The organism is Pseudosulfitobacter sp. DSM 107133, assembly GCF_022788695.1.
Lineage (GTDB): Bacteria > Pseudomonadota > Alphaproteobacteria > Rhodobacterales > Rhodobacteraceae > Pseudosulfitobacter.
The window spans coordinates 173,272-192,331 of record NZ_CP085154.1 but is presented as its reverse complement, the minus strand read 5'-3'; the positions used below and the strand labels follow the sequence as shown (position 1 = coordinate 192,331).

Annotated in this window: 16 protein-coding genes and 1 tRNA gene; 9 read left to right on the top strand and 8 right to left on the bottom strand. The window is 61.0% G+C overall.

Annotated features, from left to right (window positions below; genetic code table 11):
* Positions 1 to 13 precede the first annotated feature (13 nt).
* From DSM107133_RS00920 to mtgA, 4 genes are all read right to left on the bottom strand, one after another.
* Positions 14 to 2,020, bottom strand: a complete 2,007-nt coding sequence (locus tag DSM107133_RS00920; RefSeq protein WP_114292939.1) for a hydantoinase/oxoprolinase family protein — start codon at positions 2,018 to 2,020, stop codon at positions 14 to 16.
* Positions 2,020 to 3,048, bottom strand: coding sequence for a tRNA epoxyqueuosine(34) reductase QueG (gene queG / locus DSM107133_RS00915; protein WP_114292938.1), 1,029 nt, complete (start codon positions 3,046 to 3,048; stop codon positions 2,020 to 2,022). Before queG ends, DSM107133_RS00920 begins: the two co-directional genes overlap by 1 nt.
* A gap of 72 nt (positions 3,049 to 3,120) precedes the next feature.
* On the bottom strand, positions 3,121 to 3,786 hold the full coding sequence (locus tag DSM107133_RS00910; protein ID WP_114292937.1) for a glutathione S-transferase family protein: 666 nt from the start codon (positions 3,784 to 3,786) through the stop codon (positions 3,121 to 3,123).
* Between the two features lie 61 nt (positions 3,787 to 3,847).
* Positions 3,848 to 4,573 (bottom strand): monofunctional biosynthetic peptidoglycan transglycosylase, encoded by a 726-nt coding sequence (gene mtgA / locus DSM107133_RS00905; protein WP_114292936.1) that lies wholly within the window; start codon positions 4,571 to 4,573, stop codon positions 3,848 to 3,850.
* A 342-nt stretch (positions 4,574 to 4,915) separates the two neighbouring features.
* Here mtgA and DSM107133_RS00900 point away from each other — a divergent pair, with 342 nt between their 5' ends.
* Entirely contained in the window at positions 4,916 to 5,167 is a 252-nt protein-coding gene (locus tag DSM107133_RS00900; RefSeq protein ID WP_114292935.1) for a hypothetical protein, read from the top strand.
* A 22-nt stretch (positions 5,168 to 5,189) separates the two neighbouring features.
* Here the strand turns inward: DSM107133_RS00900 and gltB are convergent, their stop codons facing one another.
* Genes gltB through DSM107133_RS00885 form a run of 3 tightly spaced genes read right to left on the bottom strand, consistent with a single transcriptional unit; the run spans position 5,190 to position 11,643 of the window.
* Positions 5,190 to 9,719, bottom strand: coding sequence for a glutamate synthase large subunit (gltB, locus tag DSM107133_RS00895; RefSeq protein ID WP_114292934.1), 4,530 nt, complete (start codon positions 9,717 to 9,719; stop codon positions 5,190 to 5,192).
* Positions 9,716 to 10,156, bottom strand: a complete 441-nt coding sequence (locus tag DSM107133_RS00890; protein WP_114292933.1) for a GFA family protein — start codon at positions 10,154 to 10,156, stop codon at positions 9,716 to 9,718. The genes gltB and DSM107133_RS00890 overlap by 4 nt, the downstream gene beginning before the upstream one ends.
* A 47-nt stretch (positions 10,157 to 10,203) precedes the next feature.
* Positions 10,204 to 11,643, bottom strand: a complete 1,440-nt coding sequence (locus DSM107133_RS00885) for an NAD(P)-dependent oxidoreductase (RefSeq protein WP_114292932.1) — start codon at positions 11,641 to 11,643, stop codon at positions 10,204 to 10,206.
* Between the two features lie 217 nt (positions 11,644 to 11,860).
* Here DSM107133_RS00885 and DSM107133_RS00880 point away from each other — a divergent pair, with 217 nt between their 5' ends.
* A complete protein-coding gene (locus DSM107133_RS00880; protein ID WP_114292931.1) occupies positions 11,861 to 12,664 on the top strand; it encodes an undecaprenyl-diphosphate phosphatase in 804 nt (267 codons plus the stop codon).
* On the opposite strand, the gene DSM107133_RS00875 is transcribed toward DSM107133_RS00880, so the two are convergent.
* The gene (locus tag DSM107133_RS00875) at positions 12,661 to 13,641 is read right to left on the bottom strand and encodes a complex I NDUFA9 subunit family protein (RefSeq protein WP_114292930.1); all 981 of its coding nucleotides are present in this window, start codon (positions 13,639 to 13,641) and stop codon (positions 12,661 to 12,663) included. The genes DSM107133_RS00880 and DSM107133_RS00875 overlap by 4 nt on opposite strands.
* Before the next feature lie 194 nt (positions 13,642 to 13,835).
* Here DSM107133_RS00875 and DSM107133_RS00870 point away from each other — a divergent pair.
* From DSM107133_RS00870 to DSM107133_RS00840, 7 genes are all read left to right on the top strand, one after another.
* Positions 13,836 to 13,921, top strand: a tRNA-Leu gene (locus DSM107133_RS00870).
* Between the two features lie 271 nt (positions 13,922 to 14,192).
* Entirely contained in the window at positions 14,193 to 15,395 is a 1,203-nt protein-coding gene (pcaF, locus tag DSM107133_RS00865; protein ID WP_114292929.1) for a 3-oxoadipyl-CoA thiolase, read from the top strand.
* Positions 15,396 to 15,433: 38 nt separating this feature from the next.
* Positions 15,434 to 16,426, top strand: a complete 993-nt coding sequence (gene paaA, locus DSM107133_RS00860; protein WP_114292928.1) for a 1,2-phenylacetyl-CoA epoxidase subunit PaaA — start codon at positions 15,434 to 15,436, stop codon at positions 16,424 to 16,426.
* 5 nt (positions 16,427 to 16,431) lie between these two features.
* Entirely contained in the window at positions 16,432 to 16,776 is a 345-nt protein-coding gene (gene paaB / locus DSM107133_RS00855) for a 1,2-phenylacetyl-CoA epoxidase subunit PaaB (protein ID WP_081780509.1), read from the top strand.
* Positions 16,776 to 17,519: a 1,2-phenylacetyl-CoA epoxidase subunit PaaC gene (gene paaC / locus DSM107133_RS00850; RefSeq protein WP_114292927.1), complete on the top strand. Its 744-nt coding sequence runs from the start codon at positions 16,776 to 16,778 to the stop codon at positions 17,517 to 17,519. Before paaB ends, paaC begins: the two co-directional genes overlap by 1 nt.
* Positions 17,513 to 17,980, top strand: a complete 468-nt coding sequence (paaD, locus tag DSM107133_RS00845) for a 1,2-phenylacetyl-CoA epoxidase subunit PaaD (RefSeq protein ID WP_114292926.1) — start codon at positions 17,513 to 17,515, stop codon at positions 17,978 to 17,980. The genes paaC and paaD overlap by 7 nt, the downstream gene beginning before the upstream one ends.
* A gap of 9 nt (positions 17,981 to 17,989) precedes the next feature.
* On the top strand, positions 17,990 to 19,054 hold the full coding sequence (locus DSM107133_RS00840; RefSeq protein ID WP_114292925.1) for a 2Fe-2S iron-sulfur cluster-binding protein: 1,065 nt from the start codon (positions 17,990 to 17,992) through the stop codon (positions 19,052 to 19,054).
* The last annotated feature ends 6 nt before the right edge of the window (positions 19,055 to 19,060 follow it).

Sequence of the window (19,060 nt, the reverse complement as noted above, 5' to 3'; positions counted from 1 at the left end):
CTGGTACGCAATATCAGCCGTCCGCGACACGCGGGCGGCCCGACGCCTCGACCGTCAGTGTCGCCTCGACAAACACTTGCCGCGCCTCTGCTTCGGCGGTGCGCACGTCCCGCTCGACCCTTATCTGGATATCCCCCGCGCCTGCGGCCTCGGCATCCGCAACCGCTGCCGTGCGCAGGGCCGATTCAAGCCGTGTCAGTGCCACATCTGACGCCTGAAAATCCTCAGGACCGCTGTCCAAATGCACGCGGAACCGCCCTTCACTTGGCGATGTAATCGTGCCGCTGCGCCGCATGGTCACCCGCCCGACAACCGCCCCTATGGCGTTGGCAACCCCTGCATGTTCCGGCAGGATCATCTCGCAGCCCATCAACGCCCCTACCGCCGGGTAATAGCTGGCCGCTGACGCCCCCAGTCCGACAACAGGCACGTTCAGACCGGTATCAATGCGCAGGACCCCTGCGTATTTCCCGAGCCCGCGTTGCATCAAAACATGACGCGCCAACACATCCGGCGGAAGGCCGAAATCCTGGGGGTCTTCATCAAAAGCAGTCTCTAACAAGGCCAGGCCGGTTTGATGGGTCAACCGATCCACGATGATCTGCGCCATAACCTGCGGGTCCCGTGCCAAGGTTACCCCTGCCCCGGTGCGTCGCCTGCCGAACAGTTCCAAGGCCATCCGCGCCGCATCTCTATGCCATGCCGCGACACGTCCCAGAACATGCGCCGCATCCGAAGGCGTAACCCCCGCGATCTGCACCAACCCACGCTCGACCAACCGTTTGAGAGAGGCGATTTCCATGCGCGACCGCAGAACCTTGCCCATCGGCCAGACCTCGACACCGATCCGTGCCAACAGGTCCGCGTCCCGCGCCGCCAGCCCGTGTGCCTCGATCCCCGGCACCGCACGCACAAAACGCGCGTCATATTCGCCCGGTGTCGTTCTGCGCAATTGTTGCTCTAACACGGGCAACACCGCGTCTTCTGCCGCGTGTGCGAGCAGCGAAACCGGCAACAGCCTGCGCGGCCCCAGGGTCACGCCCCCCAGCAACCCGTCAACGGTAAAATGCACCTCGCTATCACCGCCCAGCCCCGTCGTCCGCATCGCTACCGCCTCGACCATGGTGCGATAGGGACCCACGCGCGCGCCCGCCGGATCAATCGCAGGACGGCCATTCTTCAGCATCGCCACATCTGTTGTGGTCCCGCCGATATCACTGACCAAAGCTGTCTCTGCGCCTGTCATCCAGCGCGCGCCGACGATTGATGCCGCAGGCCCGCTCAGGATCGTTTCAATGGGGCGCGCCCGCGCCTGCGCCGCGCTCATCAGCGCTCCGTCGCCACGCACAACCATCATCGGCGCGGTGATCCCCAGATCAGCCAGCACCTGCTCGGCGCGCCCGATCAATCGCAAGGTCAGCCCGATCAACCGCCCATTCAGCACGGCAGTCAGCGCCCGCTTGGGCCCGTTCAATTTGGCTGACAACTGGTGCGACGCCGAAACCGGTCGCCCGGTGATCTGCGTCACTAACTCCGCCGCCCGCACTTCATGCGCCGTATTGCGCGTGCCAAATTGCGCCGCGACGGCAAAGCCGCTTACATCCGCTTTATGTGTCTCTAAAAAGGCAATCAGCGATGTTTCATCCAGCGACGCCACTTCGACGCCCGCATGATCATGGCCCCCGCCCAGCACAATATACGGATCCCCCTTCAGGGCATCGCGCAGGCCGTGCGCGTCAAGGTCCCGCTCGCGAAAGCCGATATACACCAGCGCCACGCGCCCGCCTTGCCCCTCGACCAGCGCATTTGTGGCCAATGTCGTCGACAGCGACGCCATCGTCACCTGATCCGCCGTCACACCCGACTGCGAGAGCACCGCGCGCACTGCGGCACCCACACCAATCGCCAGATCCTGCCGCGTTGTCAGCGCCTTGGCACTGGCGATCACCACCTGTTCATCCCGGATCAACACCGCATCGGTATAGGTTCCGCCCGTATCCACGCCCAACAAGATCGCCATCAGGCTGTTCCCTTCAATTGCGCCACTGCCCAGCGTGCCGCATCGGCCACCGTAGCATCCGTATCTTCACACAGTCCGCAGGCCACCGGCAGCAGGTCTGCGACACCTGAATTCCCGATCGCGTACAACACGTTGCGCACAAACCGATTGCGACCGATGCGCTTGACCGGAGAACCGGAGAACCGCGCACGAAACCCGGCATCATCCAATGCAGCCAGCTCTGCCAAGGGCGGCGCACCGACACCCCCGTGATAACGCATATCGCTGGCTGCGACGGCAAACTTGTTCCAGGGACAGACGGCCAGACAGTCATCACATCCGTAAATGCGGTTGCCCATCAAGGCCCGCAGCTCTGCGTCGACCGGACCCGCATGTTCAATCGTCAGATAGGAAATGCACCGCCGTGCGTCCATTTGATAGGGCGCGGGAAAGGCATTGGTCGGACAGATGTCCAGACAGGCGGTACAAGACCCGCAATGCCCCACTTCGGGCGCATCCGGCGCAAGCTTTAGCGTGGTAAAAACAGAGCCTAAAAAGGCCCAATTGCCCCATTCCCGGCTGAGCAAGCTGGTGTGTTTCCCCTGCCAGCCCAACCCTGCCGCCTGCCCCAGCGCCTTTTCAGGCACAGGTGCTGTATCGACAAACACCTTGATCTCGCCCCCGGCGGTCTCAATCAACCAGCGCCCCAACCGCTTGAGCCGCTTCTTGACGACATCATGGTAATCACGCCCCTGCGCATAGGCCGAAATTACACCTTGCCCGCGCGCCTCCAGCAATGGCAGCGGGTCATAGTCCGGCGCATAGCTTTCGGCCAACATGATCACCGATTGCGCCTCGGGCCACAGCGCCGCCGGGTTGCCCCGCCAGTGCATCCGTTCAGTCATCCAGCCCATCTGCCCGTGATAGCCCGCGTTGACAAACTCTTGCAGCCGCTCCGCTGCCTGCGGCACCGAATCCGGCCGACACACGCGCGCCATGACAAAACCCTCTTCAAGGGCCCGCGCGACTACCTGTTGCTTCAGGTCCATATCTTCTCTGGTTCAAAAAATCCCGGGGTGAGGCCATAGGCCGAGGGGCAGAGCCCCTGCGCCAGGGCAGCCTTAAAAATCCAGGTCATTGTAATGTCGTGGCGGTGGGAAGCCGGGCACCTGATCGGCCAGAATGTTGCGAAATGCGGGGCGGCTCTTGATCTTGGCGTACCAGTCCTTGACCACCGCCGACCGGTTCCAGTCCACGTCCGAGATATAGTCCAAAGACGAAAGATGCGCCGCAGCCGCAAAATCAGCCAGCGTCATCTGGTCCCCCGCCAGCCAGCGGCGGTGATCCAGCAGCCAGGTCATGTAATCCAGATGATATTTGATCGCCTTGGCCCCGGCTTTCACATTCTTCGAATCGGGATAGCCCTGACCCATCATCTTCTTGTTCACCCGCTCGTACAGCAACTTTGACGTGACCTCGTTGTGAAACTTGTCGTCGAACCAGCCGACCAGCCGCCGCACCTCCAGCCGGGCAACCGGATCCTTGGGCAGCAAGGATGGTTCGGGCCGCGTCTCTTCAAGGTATTCGCAAATCGGACCGCTCTCAGACATGATCAGCCCGTCCAGTTGCAAAACAGGCACCTTGGCAGCAGGATTGCGGCGCAGAAAATCCGCGTCGCCTTCCCAATATTTCTCTTCAACCAGATCAACCCCGATCTTCTTCTCGGCAAGGCTGAGACGCACCTTGCGGCAGAAGGGGGACAGGGGGACGTGAAACATTTTGGCCATGGGACATCCGCTATAAGGGGAACGAAACGTTCACCTTCCTTGCACGGGGCGACGGGCCTTTTCAACTCTGGAAACAGGTTGCGCGCCCATCCGCGTCAATTGTTGCCGCCCCGTCCAGTATCGCGGCGGCGCGCCGCCGGACGGATTTGCTGGGATTGCTGGCGGATCGCTCTTTTGGCAGCGGCAGGATCGCCGCCAGACGGGCGGCCTGCACAGCGGTCAGTTCTTCGGGCCCCACACCAAAGTAATGGCGCGCTGCAGCTTCAACGCCGAAAACGCCCTCGTCAAACTCGGCCACATTCAGATAGATTTCGACGATCCGGCGCTTGGACCAAAGCGCCTCGATCAGCGGGGTCATCACAGCCTCGAGTGCTTTGCGCGACCAGTTGCGCCCGTGCCAGAGAAAGACGTTTTTCACGACCTGCTGGCTGATCGTTGACGCGCCGCGCCCCGACCCTTCCTCGATGGCAGTGCGAATGGCCACCAGATCAAAGCCCCAATGATTGCAAAAATTCGCATCCTCAGCGGCCACAACCGAGCGGGCCATCACGGGGGCAATATTTTTCAATGGCACCCACTGACGATCCAGCCCGCCCAACCGGCGCGATTCCTGAAACATGTAGATAGTCGTTGGCGGGTTTACGACCGAATACAGCAGCACCACCGCAACCATCAACAGAAAGACCACGCTGACGACACGCAACCACCATCTAAACAGCCAGCGGCCCAGACGCGGGCGCTTTGCTGTCTTGGTCTTGGTCGTTTTTTTCGTCGCTTTCCGGGCCATCCAACAGCTATAGACGTCCCCTCGCGGGCTCGCAATCATTGGCTGTTCACAGACGAAACAAGTCGAACCGGGTAAAGTTCGAGAGATTTCCTTTACCCCTTGGGCCAATTCAGAAACCCAAGATGGGCTGACTCTCTCAAGAAATGCCACAAGATATGGATGCCGAACCCAAGCCAACCGCAAGATACCAGAGACAGCTTTCGCGCAACACGCAAAATTCAGAGAAATTTAATAAATATCAAAATGTTAAGAGGTCGGGTTGCGCACTGTGTCGTGGTAACATCAGTCAACGGCAATTGCGCCGTTCGCGCAACTCCCGCAACGCAACATGGAGACCTCGGGATGATTACTGCAATCAGTGCCTCCGGCAGCGCCGGATTGGCAACAACACCACAACCTGCCGTGCTCAGCTATGCCGATGCTGCCACGGTCTGGCTTCTCAGCTGGACGGGCAACGATGACAATGTCATTGCCGCGAAGATGGGAACCAATGTCGGCCGCGTGGCCGACATTCTTGCTGAAAACACCTATGTCGGCTCGCGCGTTAACGCAGAACGTATGCGAAATGCGCGTGCCGCGATGATGCAAAGATAGGGCCAAAAGGCCCCATCTGTTATTACTCCGCCGGGATCGCTGTTTCCTCGATCGACAAGGGCGCGGGCAGATGCACAAGCATCTCTTTCGGGCAGACCTGCATGAAATGCTTCTGCTCGATATCCCAATGCTGAAGTATATCTGCCGCCTTCTGGCTACCGGTCTCCTCAAGATGCCGTTCCAGCAGGGTTTCAAGCTGGTTCTGCCAATGGTCGACAGTCACGGGGCATGTCACCAGGGTTTCCATATTCATCATGGCGGAAGCCTGACCAACAGGATTGTAAAGATATGCCATGCCGCCGGTCATGCCCGCGCCAAAGTTGGCTCCGATATCGCCCAGAATCACCGCAACACCGCCGGTCATATATTCACAGCCGTTGCTGCCACAGCCTTCGATCACCACCGACGCGCCCGAGTTGCGCACCGCAAACCGTTCGCCGGCACGACCTGCTGCGAACAGATAGCCCGCAGTCGCACCGTACAACACGGTGTTGCCGATGATGGTGTTTTCAGATGCAACAATACCCGAGGACATCGGCGGACGCACCACGATGGTGCCGCCCGACAGCCCCTTGCCGACATAGTCGTTGGCGTCGCCCGACACTTCCAGCTTTAGCCCCGGCGCCGCAAAAGCACCCAGCGATTGACCCGCCGAGCCGGTCAGTTTCACTGTCAGGTGGTCGGGCTGCAACGAATTGCGCATCCCGAACTTGCGCACGATATGGCTGGAAGTGCGTGTGCCCACGGTACGGTGCGTGTTCTGCACCGCATAAGACAGCTGCATCTTCTCGCCGTCTTCCAGGAACCGCGCGGCGTCGCGCACGATCTTGGCGTCCAGCGTGTCCAGCACCGCGTTGCGCGGCTTGTCACGGTCATAGACGATTTCCGACGCGCCATCGACGGTGATCAACAGCGGGTTCAGGTCAAGATCGTCCAGATGTGCCGACCCGCGGGACACCTGCGCCAGCAGGTCCGCGCGACCAATCACATCGTCCAGGCTGCGCGCACCAATCGACGCCAGCAGCTCGCGCACTTCTTGCGCATAGAAGGTGATCAGGTTCACGACCTTGTCCGCGTTGCCGGTGAACTTGCCACGCAGCGACTCGTCCTGGGTACACACGCCGACAGGGCAGGTGTTCGACTGGCACTGACGCACCATGATGCAGCCCATCGCGATCAATGCGGCGGTGCCGATGCCGTATTCCTCGGCTCCCATCATCGCAGCCATGACAACGTCACGCCCCGTGCGCAGCCCGCCATCGGTCCGCAGGGTCACGCGGCCACGCAAGTTGTTCATCGCCAGAACCTGATGCGCCTCGGTCAGGCCCATTTCCCACGGCAGACCGGCATATTTGATCGAAGTTGCAGGCGACGCACCTGTGCCGCCATTGTGACCCGAGATCAGGATGATGTCCGCCTTGGCCTTGGCCACGCCTGCCGCAATCGTGCCGACGCCGCTGGACGCCACCAGTTTCACGGTGACTTTGCAGCGCGGGTTGATCTGCTTCAGGTCATAGATCAGCTGCGCCAGATCTTCGATTGAATAGATATCGTGGTGCGGCGGCGGCGAGATCAGGGTCACACCCTTGGTCGAATGCCGCAGCCGCGCGATCAGGTCGGTGACCTTCATGCCGGGCAGCTGGCCGCCTTCGCCGGGCTTGGCACCCTGCGCCACTTTGATCTCAAGCTCTTCACACTGGTTCAGGTATTCGGCAGTGACCCCAAAGCGGCCCGATGCGACCTGTTTGATCTTGGCCGACGGGTTGTCGCCGTTCGCTTCGGGTACAAAGTGCGCCGGATCTTCGCCACCCTCACCGCTGTCGGATTTTGCGCCGATACGGTTCATTGCAACGTTCAGGGTCTTGTGCGCCTCGGGCGACAAGGCCCCCAGCGACATGCCCGGTGTCACGAAGCGCTTGCGGATCGAGGTGATGCTTTCGACCTCTTCCAGCGGCACGGGCTTGCCCAGCGGTTTGATGTCCAGCAGGTCGCGCAAGTGAATTGGCGGGTTGCTCCGCATCTTGGCGCTGTATTGCTTCCACAGCTCGAACGACGCGCGGTTGCAGGCCATTTGCAGCATGTGCATCGACGTGGCTTCCCAGGCGTGAGTCTCGCCGGATTTGCGCGCCTTGTAGAAGCCGCCGATGGGCAGGACCGCATCGCTCAGCCAGCCACGGGCGTGCACGTCTTCGACCTTGGACTGGATGCCGGTGACACCGATCCCGCTGATGCGGCTGGTCATGCCGGGGAAATACTCGGCACACATGGCACGGCTCAGGCCAACAGCCTCAAAATTCAGACCGCCGCGATAGGACGACACAACGCTGATGCCCATCTTGGCCAGAATTTTCAGCAGACCCTGATCAATCGCCTCGCGGTAACGCGCGATGGCGTCGGTCAGGTTGCCGTCCAGCAGGCCGCGTTCGATGCGGTCGGCGATGGAATCCTCGGCCAGATAGGCGTTGACGATGGTCGCGCCGCAACCCACCAGCACCGCGAAATAATGCGCGTCCATGCATTCGGCACAGCGCACGTTCAGCGAACAGAAGGTGCGCAGTCCCTTGCGGGTCAGATGCGAGTGTACAGCAGAGGTTGCCAGAATCATCGGCATCGCCACTTTGTCGGCGTTGCTGTGCTGATCGGTCAGCACAATATGGCCGGCGCCCGAACGCACGGCATCCTCGGCCTCGGCGCGGATGCGGGCCAGACCGGCGCTGAGCGTGTTTTCACCCGCCACAAAGGTACAGTCGATCTCGACCAGGTTCGCGTTGAAATGCGTGGTCAGCTCGTCCCATTGCGCGTTGCCGACAAAGGGGCTGTCCAGCGTCAGAATCTCGGTCTGGCTGCTGTCTTCGTCCAACACGTTCTTGAGGTTGCCGAACCGTGTTTTCAGGCTCATCACGCGGAATTCGCGCAACGAGTCGATCGGCGGGTTGGTCACCTGGCTGAAGTTCTGGCGGAAGAAATGGCTGAGCGGGCGGTACATTTTCGACAGCACGGCAGAAGGCGTATCATCGCCCATCGAGGCCAGCGCCTCTTTGCCGTCTTCGGCCATCGGGGCCAGAACCTGTTCCAGATCCTCGACACTGAAACCGGCGGCGATCTGACGGCGGCGCAATTCACCACCCGAAAACAGCGCCTTTTCGGTCACCGCACCAAAGCTGTCGCCCAGTTCCTTGATCTTGCCAACCCAATCGCCAAAGGGCTGCGAGGCGGCCATCTGATCCTTGATCTGCGAGTCGTCGAACAGCTTGCCTTCGGTCATGTCCACGGCCAGCAACTGACCCGGACCCAGCGCGCCCTTGCGCACGATGCGGGATTCGTCCAGCGGCACCATGCCTGCTTCGGACCCTGCAATGACCATCCCGTCATTGGTCACGACATAGCGCATGGGGCGCAGACCGTTGCGGTCGAGACCGGCGCAGACCCAGCGGCCATCGGTCATCGCCAGTGCGGCGGGACCGTCCCAGGGTTCGATGACCGAGTTGCAATAGGAATACATATCGCGCCACGCCTGCGGCAGCTCGACCGCCTGCTTGGACCATGATTCAGGCACCAGCATCGTTTTCGCCATGGGCGCGTTGCGCCCTGCACGCACCAGAACCTCGAACACTGCATCCAGTGCTGCGCTGTCGGACGAACCGCTGGCCACGATGGGTTTGATGTCTTCGGCCATTTCACCAAAGGTGCTGGATGCCATGCGGATCTCGTGGCTTTTCATCCAGTTCAGGTTGCCCTTCAGCGTGTTGATCTCGCCGTTGTGGGCCAACATGCGGAACGGCTGGGCCAGCCACCACTGCGGGAAGGTGTTGGTGGAATAGCGCTGGTGATAGATCGCGAATGCGCTTTCAAAGCGTTCGTCCATCAGGTCGGGGTAGAATTCGGCAACCTGTTCGGCCAGCATCATACCCTTGTAGATGATGCTGCGGCACGACAGCGACGCGATATACAGCTGCGGCGCCTGCGCGGCCAGCGCGGCTTTTTCGATGCGACGGCGGATCACATACAGCTCGCGCTCAAAGGTCTCTTCGTCCACGCCCTTGCTGTTCGAAATCAGAATCTGCTCGATTTCGGGGCGGGTCGCGTTGGCCTTTTCACCCAGACAGGCGATGTTCACCGGAACGTGGCGCCAGCCATAGATGTTATAGCCCATGCGCAGCACTTCGGATTCGACGATTGTGCGGCAGGTTTCCTGCGCGGCAAAGTTGGTACGCGGCAGAAAAACCTGACCGACGGCAATCAGCTGGTCCTTGCGCGGGCGGTGGCCGGTGCGTTCGATCTGGTCATAGAAGAACGGCACCGGAATTTGCACATGAATGCCTGCGCCGTCGCCGGTTTTACCGTCGGCATCAACCGCACCACGGTGCCAGATCGCTTTCAGCGCGGCGATACCGTTTTCAACAACAGCACGGCTTTTTGAGCCATCAATGTTGACCACGAGGCCGACGCCGCAGGACGAATGCTCTTCTTCCTCGGTATACAGGCCGTTTTCGGCCATGTATTTGCGTTTGGCTTCCTCGGCCCGGACCCAGTCTGCATCATATTTGGTCATTGGTCGTCTCCTTCTACGGGCGCGAACATCGCGATTGTCTGAGGCGTGCTCAGTCGACGATGATCGCCGGCCAGCGCATAGCCCTGCGGACACATGTCCGCAAAAAATTCCAGTACCAGCGGCGCGTTTGCCGCATTCTTGAACAGTCCCGCCGCGACATTGCGTTCACCGGCAGCGGGAATCTCGTAAAACAGTGTCGACCCGCAGGTCGCGCAAAAGCCGCGATTGGACCAGTCGGACGAGGCATATGTCGTCACGGGGCCATCAAAGCGCAGGCTGCCCGCGTCGGTGGTCAACGACACGAACATGCCGCTGGTGTGGGCGCGGCACATGTCACAATGGCAGGCCCGCAGCACGGGATCGGTCACGGTCGCATTCACCGTCACCGCACCGCAAAGGCAGTGCCCCTTGATCTGATCGGCCTGTGTCTGAGTCATGTCCTGTCTCGCCTGGGTAAAGGCCGCCGGTCGTGACGGCCCTGTGCCTACTCTGCTGCAACCTGTTGCGGCGCAGCCAACTGCTCCAGAATGGCGTTGGCGCAGTCGCGTCCGTCACGAATGGCCCAAACCACCAGCGACGCGCCGCGCACGATGTCACCAACCGCATAGACGCCATCCATCGCGGTCTTGCCGGTGGTGAATTCGGCCATGACAGTGCCCCAGCGGGTCACTTCCAGGTCGGGCAGGTCCCACAGCGTCGGCAGGGCTTCGGGCTCGAAGCCCAGCGCCATGATAACGATGTCCGCGTCTTCGACGTAATCCGCGCCTTCGATGATCTCGGGCGATTGACGGCCTGTGGCATCAGCAGCGCCCAGACGCATCTTTTGCACCATGACACCGGTGACGTTGCCGTCCTTTTCGGTAAAGCCCTTGGGCGCGCTCAGCCATTCGAACACCACGCCTTCTTCCTCGGCGTTCTGCACTTCACGCTGGCTGCCCGGCATGTTGGCACGGTCGCGGCGATACAGACATTTGACCGAAGTGGCCCCCTGACGGATCGAGGTGCGGACGCAGTCCATTGCGGTGTCGCCGCCGCCGATCACGACAATACGCTTGCCTTTCGCGTTCAGTTCGCCGCTGTCAAACTCAGGCACATCGTCGCCAAAGCTCTTGCGGTTGCTGGCGGTCAGGAAATCAATCGCACGCACCACGCCCTTGGAGGTGCTGTTGGGCGCGGTCAGATCGCGGCTTTTGTAGACGCCCGTGGCGATAATGATCGCGTCATGTTTCGCCCGCAGATCGGCAAAGCTGATGTCTTCGCCCACGTTGCAATTCAGTTCGAATGCCACCCCGCCCTGCGCCAGTTGATCGTTGCGGCGCATGACCACGTCTTTTTCCAGCTTGAAACCGGGAATGCCATAGGTCAGCAATCCGCCTGCACGGTCGTAGCGGTCATAGACCGTGACCTGCACACCGGCCCGGCGCAGCACGTCCGCAGCGGCCAGGCCGCCGGGGCCCGCGCCGATGATGCCAACGCTTTCGGCGCGCTCGGTCGATGGTTTGATCGGCAGAACCCAGCCTTCGTCCCACGCAGTGTCGGTAATGTATTTTTCGACTGCACCAATAGTGACGGTGCCGTGGCCCGATTGTTCGATCACGCAGTTGCCTTCGCACAGACGATCCTGCGGGCAGATGCGGCCACAAATCTCCGGGAAGGTGTTGGTGGCCTGCGACATCTCGTAGGCTTCTTTCAAACGACCCTCGGCTGTCATGCGCAGCCAGTCGGGGATGTTGTTGTGCAACGGGCAATGGGTCTGACAATAGGGCACGCCGCACTGGCTGCACCGGCTGGACTGCTCCTTGGCCTTGGCCTGCGCAAATTCGGCATAGATTTCATTGAAATCCTCGCGGCGCTCTTGGGCTTCACGCTTTTGCGGCATGTCCCGCTCGACGGATACGAATTTCAGCATCGGCTGCTTGGCCATGGATTACCTACCTTGCTTGGGGTCCTCTGCGCGCCTGATACTTGAACCGTGCGCATATTAAAAGGCAGCAATACTGGCCTATATTAATCTTTTTCACTCCCCCACTGCGCAATTTTACAAAATCCACTCATTAATATGTCCGAATCGGACATATATTGGCGCTTTCAATTTGATTCGCGAGAATCTAACCAGCATCAGCGGACCATTGGGGGCAACCATGTCATTGTATTATCTGCTGATCGCGGCCATCATTCAGGGCATCACCGAATTCCTTCCCATCAGCAGTTCTGGCCACCTGATCTTGCTACCGGCGCTGACCGGCGCTGACGATCAGGGCCTGGCGATTGATGTTGCGGTGCATGTGGGCACTTTGCTGGCAGTCATCCTGTATTTCTGGGCCGATGTCCGCAGCGCCCTGATTGGCCTGGGCCGGTTGGCGCGCGGCAAGGTAGACACCCCCGGCGCGACTCTCGCCTTTTTCCTGATTATCTCGACCATTCCGGTCATGATCGCGGGCCTGGTTATCAAACTGACGGGCCTTGACGAGGCGCTGCGGTCGGTTGCCGTCATTGGATGGACGATGCTGGGCTTTGGCATTGTGCTGTATTGGGCGGATCGCACCGGCACGACGACCAAGACCAAAGAAGACTGGACCTTGTCTGACGCCGTTGCCATGGGCCTGGCGCAGGTGATCGCGCTGGTTCCCGGCACATCGCGCTCGGGCATCACTATCACCGCAGCACGCAAACTGGGGTATGACCGCGAATCTGCCGCGACCCTGTCGATGCTGATGTCGATCCCGACAATTATCGCGTCCGGCGTGCTTTTGAGTGCCGATGTAGTGGGTCATGCAGACTGGGCACTGGCCCGCGACGGCGGCATCGCAGCCGCCTTTGCCTTTGGTGCTGCCCTGCTGGCGCTGAAGCTGATGATGCGCCTGCTGAAAAGCGTCGACTTCACACCCTACGTTATCTACCGCGCAGTGCTCGGGCTGTTCCTGCTGTGGTGGGCGTATAGTTAAGCGCGCAGGTTCTTCGCGCTTTCCTTGATTGCATCGTACTGACCCGACGGGCGGAAACGCCACAAATAGTCGGGCAACACCGATTCCATCGCAACAGGGTCAATCCCAAGATCAGCAAGACCGCGTGCGCCGTCGCTGACCACGTTGTCATGACGCAGGTTCTTAACCTGATCGGCCGTGATCGGCGCCTTGACGATACCCAGCGAAAGCGTCTGCCCCAGTTCCGCAAAGAACGCGACGATGCGCGCAATGCCAAACGGGATGTTCAGCACCAGACGGCGACGGCGGACAACGGCAAGCATTTGCCCCATCAGCGCGCGAAAGGTTTCCACATCCGGCCCGCCCAGTTCGTACACACCAGCCACATCGGCGCGGGTCACGGCAGCCTCGGCGGCGCGGGCGACATCCTCGACATAGACCGGCTGGAATTTGGTGTCGGCCCCCACCACGGGCAGGACCGGCCCCAAACGGGTCATACCCGCAAAGCGGTTAAAAAACGTATCCTCGGGACCGAAAACAATTGACGGACGCAAGATAACCGCCTGCGGCATATGCTCCAGCACACCCGCCTCGCCTTCGGCCTTGGTGCGGGCGTAATCGCTGCCTGCCTCTGCATCGGCACCGATGGCCGAGATATGCACCATCTTGGCAACACCCTGCTGCGCCGCAATCCGTGCCACGCGGGACGCGCCGTCGGCCTGAACGCTTTCAAAGGTATTCTTGCCATTCTCTGCCAGCAGACCAACACAGTTGATCACCGCATCGGCACCCCTCATGACTTCTGCCACCGAGGCATCATCCCGAATGTTGCACAGCACCGGCTCGACCTGACCGACCACCCCGTAAGGCTTTACAAAGATCGCTTCGTTCGGGCGACGCACGGCGACGCGCACGCGCCAACCCGCCTTGGCCATCCGGCGCGCAATATAACGCCCGACAAATCCGGACCCGCCGTAGATAGTGACCAGCTTGGACATCGCAAAAGCTCCTTGGGGCAATTCGTTGCATTCGGGTCTAACGGGCGGACCCGCGCCAGACAAGACGGCAATTTGGCACGGTTTCGCTGTCTCCGGGCAAAATTTGCAAAAACTTCCGACCCGAACGTGAAATTCTGACGAGAATCTGTTTGACACCCCCCGCCAGCTTGCCTAAACGACGCGACACCACCCGTGCCCAGATGGCGGAATGGTAGACGCGCTGGCTTCAGGTGCCAGTGGCCGCAAGGCCGTGGAGGTTCGAGTCCTCTTCTGGGCACCACTTTCCCCTGACAGTCCCACCCTCTCTGATCGTCGCGCATTCGCGCGCCGTTTTGCAGCGCGGTCGGCTGAGACTGTGCATGTGCGTTTACCCCCAATTCCGCGCGCATCCTCCCTATGGAACTGCCGTTTTGGACACATCCAGCATCACAGCGGTCATGCTTTACCTCAATACGTTACAAATTTCCGAAAGAGTGACATGATCGGTAACATTTACATTGCCCCGAATCGCCGATTTGGTTAAGGTGAATTCAACACCTCAGGAGACTTCCATGACTGCTTTCATCTGCGACGCACAGCGTACCCCTATCGGACGATACGGCGGCGCCTTGTCGTCCGTGCGGGCCGACGATCTGGCGGCGGCACCGATTGCCGCGCTGATGGCGCGCAACCCCAGTGTGGATTGGGCCAGCGTCGATGATGTGATCTTTGGCTGCGCCAACCAGGCGGGCGAAGACAACCGCAACGTGGCGCGTATGGCGGCGTTGCTGGCGGGGCTGCCCGTGGATGTGCCCGGCTCTACCATCAACCGTCTGTGTGCCTCGGGCATGGACGCCGTGGGCCTGGCCGCGCGCGGGATCAAGGCCGGCGATCTGGACATGGCCATTGCCGGCGGCGTCGAAAGCATGAGCCGCGCGCCCTTTGTCATGGGCAAGGCCACCAGCGCATTCAGCCGTGCCGCCGAGATTTTCGACACCACCATCGGCTGGCGCTTTGTGAACCCGAAGATGAAGGAGCAATATGGCGTCGATTCCATGCCGGAAACCGCTGACAATGTTGCCGCCGACCACGATGTGAACCGCGCCGATCAGGATGCCTTTGCCGCCCGGTCACAGGAACGCTGGGCCGCCGCGCACAAGGCCGGTCTGTTCGCAGAGGAAATCAGCCCCGTCACCATCCCCCAGCGAAAGGGTGATCCTATTGTCGTCGACACCGACGAACACCCCCGCCCCGGCACCACGCTGGACGCACTGGGCAAGCTGCGGGCCATCAACGGCCCCGACCTGACCGTGACGGCGGGCAATGCCTCGGGCGTGAATGACGGTGCTGCGGCGCTGCTGCTGGCCTCCGAAGCGGCTGCGGCCAAGAACGGCCTGACACCGATGGCGCGCGTCGTGGCGATGAATGCCGCGGGCGTTGAACCCCGTGTCATGGGCATCGGCCCGATCCCGGCCTGCGAAAAGGTGCTGAAACGCGCCGGCCTGACCATCGACCAGATGGACGTGATCGAACTGAACGAAGCCTTTGCCTCGCAAGGTCTGGCGACCCTGCGTGCGCTGGGTGTGGCCGACGACGATCCGCGCGTGAACGCCCAAGGCGGCGCGATTGCAATCGGCCACCCGCTGGGCATGTCGGGCGCGCGTCTGGTGATGACGGCCGCCTATCAACTGAAACGTACAGGTGGGCGCTATGCGCTGTGCACCATGTGCGTGGGCGTCGGCCAGGGTGTCGCGCTTATCCTCGAGCGGGTCTGACAACGCCCCGCCCTTCTGACCGACGAAAGGTTTGAACGATGTATGCACAGATGGTGAAATCCACCGGCGAAGGGGTCCGCTCCCTCGACGAGATGGACCCGCAGGAACGCGCCTTTCAGGAGCGTATTGATGCTGGCGGCAAGATCGAACCGAAGGACTGGATGCCGGACGGCTATCGCAAGACGCTGATCCGCCAGATCGGGCAACATGCCCATTCCGAAATCGTCGGTCAGCTGCCCGAGGGCAACTGGATCACCCGCGCGCCCACGCTTGAGCGCAAGGCGATCCTGCTGGCAAAAGTACAGGACGAGGCCGGCCACGGCCTCTACCTCTATTGCGCGGCGGAAACGCTGGGTGTCACCCGCGACCAGATGACCCGCGACCTGCTGTCGGGCAAGATGAAGTATTCGTCGATCTTCAACTATCCGACCCTGACATGGGCCGACATGGGTGCCGTGGGCTGGCTGGTCGACGGTGCCGCGATCATGAACCAGGTGCCGCTACAACGCACGTCTTATGGCCCCTATGCCCGCGCGATGGTGCGTATCTGCAAGGAAGAATCGTTCCACCAGCGTCAGGGCTTTGACATCATGATGAAGATGGCCCGCGGCACGCCCGAACAGAAGCGTATGGCACAGGATGCGCTGAACCGCTTCTGGTATCCCTCGCTGATGATGTTTGGCCCGTCCGATGCCGAAAGCGTCCATTCGGCGCAGTCGATGGCGTGGAAGATCAAGATGAACTCGAACGACGAGCTGCGTCAGAAGTTTGTCGATCTGACCGCACCGCAGGCCGACTACCTGGGCCTGACCATTCCCGACGAAAATCTGAAGTGGAACGAGGAAAAAGGCGGCTACGACTTTTCCGAACCCGATTGGGACGAATTCTTTGATGTGCTCAAGGGCAATGGCCCCTGCTCGATCGAACGTCTGGAAGACCGCAACCGCGCGTGGGACGAGGGCCGTTGGGTCCGCGAGGCCATGCTGGCCCATGCCGACAAGAAACGCGCAGCCAAACTTGCAGCGGAGTGATTGAAATGAGCAGCCCTGAATCCAGTGCCTACGAAAACACCGAAGCCGCCCCGCACGGCGGTCCTCGGCGCACCGAATGGCCCCTGTTTGAAATCTTTATCCGTGGTCAGCATGGCCTGAGCCACCGCCACGTCGGCTCGTTGCACGCGCCCGACGCGGAACGCGCCATGCAGAACGCCCGCGACGTCTATACCCGCCGCAAGGAAGGCGTCAGCATCTGGGTCGTCGAGGCCAGCAAGATCACCGCATCGTCGCCCGACGACAAGGGGCACATGTACGATCCTGCGGATGACAAAGTGTACCGTCACCCGACCTTCTTCGACATCCCCGAAGAAGTGGGGACCATGTGATGGCCACCGACGCGCAATTGTTCGAATGGCTGTGCCGCATGGGCGACAACGCCTTGGTGCTGGGCCACCGCGTGTCCGAATGGTGCGGCCATGCGCCCGTGCTGGAAGAAGACATCGCCTTGGCCAACACGGCGCTTGACCTGATCGGCCAGACACAACTGTGGCTTGGTCTGGCAGCCGAGGTCGAAGGCGCGGGCCGTGACGCCGACGCGCTGGCCTATCGCCGCGACGTGATGGATTTCCGCAACCTGCTGTTGGTCGAACAGCCCAACCGCGACTTTGGCCACACGATGATGCGCCAGTTCCTGTTCGACGCATGGCACATCGAAATGCTGCGCGCGCTCAAGGGGCATGACCACGAACAGATCTCTGCCATTGCCGAAAAGTCTCTGAAAGAGGTCACCTATCACGCGGAACGTTCTGCCGACACGGTGATCGCACTGGGCGACGGCACCGAAGAAAGCCACAAACGAATGCAAGCGGCGCTGGACCGTCTGTGGCCCTATGTGGGCGAAATGTTCTTGTCGGATGACGTGGACCGTGCCGTCTGCGACCCCGCCCCGCTGCGCGAACCGTTTGATGCGCGCATCAACGCCGTGCTGACCGAGGCGACCCTGACCCGCCCCGACAGCGATTTTGCTCACAAGGGCGGCAAGACGGGCGTGCGCCATACAGAACATCTGGGCCACATGCTGGCGGTGATGCAGTTCCTGCCGCGCGCCTACCCGGATGCGCAATGGTAACTGTCCGCCCTTCTGTCGCGGATGTCTGGGACTGGCTTGATGCCGTCCCCGACCCCGAGATTCCGGTGATCTCACTGGTGGATCTCGGGATCATCCGCGATGTGGCATGGCACGACGACACCCTGATCGTCACCGTCACACCCACCTATTCGGGATGCCCCGCGACGACGATCATCAATCTGGACATCGAAACGGCCCTGCGCGGCCATGGCATCGAAAAGCTGGAATTGAAACGCCAGCTTTCGCCAGCATGGACCACCGACTGGCTGACCGACAAGGGCCGCGCCAAACTGGAAGACTACGGCATCGCGCCGCCCCAGCCCGCAGGTGGCCCGCAGCAATGCCCGCACTGCAAATCGCAGGCGGTCGAGCGGATCAGCCAGTTCGGCTCGACCCCGTGCAAGGCGCAATGGCGCTGCACCGACTGTCTTGAACCCTTCGACTATTTCAAATGCATCTAGGCTGACCCAATGGCGCAATTCCTTCCCCTGACTGTCACCGACATTCATCACACAATCCGTGACGCGGTGGTGCTGACCTTGCAACCGCAGGACCCCGGCGCATTTGCCTTTACCCAAGGCCAATACCTGACGTTCAAACAGGATTTCGACGGCACCGAGCTGCGCCGCAACTATTCGATCTGCACCGGTCTGGACGATGGCAAACTGCAAGTGGGCATCAAACGGGTGGATGGCGGGGCGTTTTCAACCTTTGCCAACACCCAGTTGAAGGTCGGCGACACCCTGCACGCCATGCCGCCCTCGGGCAGCTTCAACACCCCGATCGAGCCGGAGAAGGCCAAGAATTACCTCGGCTTTGCGGGTGGCTCCGGCGTGACCCCCGTGCTGTCGATCCTGCGCACGGTGATGACCCGCGAACCCGACAGCACCTTTACCCTGATCTATGCCAACCGCGCGGTGGGCACGATCATGTTCCGCGAGGAACTGGAAGACCTGAAAAACCGCTACATGGGTCGTCTGACCCTGATCCACGTTCTGGAAACCGGCCAGGACATCGACCTGTTCACAGGCCGCGTCGATCAGGACAAATGCGCCGCCCTGTTCAAAAGCTGGATCGACATCGCCAGCATTGACACCGCCTTCATCTGCGGCCCGGAACCGATGATGCTGGCCATTGCCGATGCGCTGAAAACACACGGGCTGGCCGATGGTCAGATCAAGTTCGAACTGTTCAGCGAAAGCCAGAAAGGCCAGCTGGCCAAGCAGGAAATCAAGGAACGCGCCAAAGGTCAGGCGGGCACCAAAACCACCGTCATCATCGACGGCACCGGCCACCAGTTCGAAATGCCTAAGGATCAGTCTGTGCTGGAAACCGCATTGGCCAACGATCTGGACGCGCCGTTTTCATGCAAGGCGGGCGTCTGTTCCACCTGCAAGGCCAAGGTGACCGAGGGCGAATATGAAATGCTGACCAACCACGCGCTGGAAGACTACGAGGTCGAGGCAGGCTTTGTCCTGACCTGCCAGTGCTATGCGCTCAGCGATACATTGGTCGTGGACTACGATCAGCACTAACAGGGG

Bases quoted from the DNA above. Each gene is read 5' to 3' on its own strand.
- DSM107133_RS00890 (WP_114292933.1), bottom strand. From the start codon at position 10,156: ATGACTCAGACACAGGCCGATCAGATCAAGGGGCACTGCCTTTGCGGT.
- DSM107133_RS00875 (WP_114292930.1), bottom strand. From the start codon at position 13,641: ATGTCCAAGCTGGTCACTATCTACGGCGGGTCCGGATTTGTCGGGCGT.
- paaB (WP_081780509.1), top strand. From the start codon at position 16,432: ATGAGCAGCCCTGAATCCAGTGCCTACGAAAACACCGAAGCCGCCCCG.
- paaD (WP_114292926.1), top strand. From the start codon at position 17,513: ATGGTAACTGTCCGCCCTTCTGTCGCGGATGTCTGGGACTGGCTTGAT.
- DSM107133_RS00885 (WP_114292932.1), bottom strand. From the start codon at position 11,643: ATGGCCAAGCAGCCGATGCTGAAATTCGTATCCGTCGAGCGGGACATG.
- DSM107133_RS00840 (WP_114292925.1), top strand. From the start codon at position 17,990: ATGGCGCAATTCCTTCCCCTGACTGTCACCGACATTCATCACACAATC.
- paaC (WP_114292927.1), top strand. From the start codon at position 16,776: ATGGCCACCGACGCGCAATTGTTCGAATGGCTGTGCCGCATGGGCGAC.
- gltB (WP_114292934.1), bottom strand. From the start codon at position 9,719: ATGACCAAATATGATGCAGACTGGGTCCGGGCCGAGGAAGCCAAACGC.
- DSM107133_RS00920 (WP_114292939.1), bottom strand. From the start codon at position 2,020: ATGGCGATCTTGTTGGGCGTGGATACGGGCGGAACCTATACCGATGCG.
- mtgA (WP_114292936.1), bottom strand. From the start codon at position 4,573: ATGGCCCGGAAAGCGACGAAAAAAACGACCAAGACCAAGACAGCAAAG.
- DSM107133_RS00880 (WP_114292931.1), top strand. From the start codon at position 11,861: ATGTCATTGTATTATCTGCTGATCGCGGCCATCATTCAGGGCATCACC.
- queG (WP_114292938.1), bottom strand. From the start codon at position 3,048: ATGGACCTGAAGCAACAGGTAGTCGCGCGGGCCCTTGAAGAGGGTTTT.
- paaA (WP_114292928.1), top strand. From the start codon at position 15,434: ATGTATGCACAGATGGTGAAATCCACCGGCGAAGGGGTCCGCTCCCTC.
- pcaF (WP_114292929.1), top strand. From the start codon at position 14,193: ATGACTGCTTTCATCTGCGACGCACAGCGTACCCCTATCGGACGATAC.
- DSM107133_RS00900 (WP_114292935.1), top strand. From the start codon at position 4,916: ATGATTACTGCAATCAGTGCCTCCGGCAGCGCCGGATTGGCAACAACA.
- DSM107133_RS00910 (WP_114292937.1), bottom strand. From the start codon at position 3,786: ATGGCCAAAATGTTTCACGTCCCCCTGTCCCCCTTCTGCCGCAAGGTG.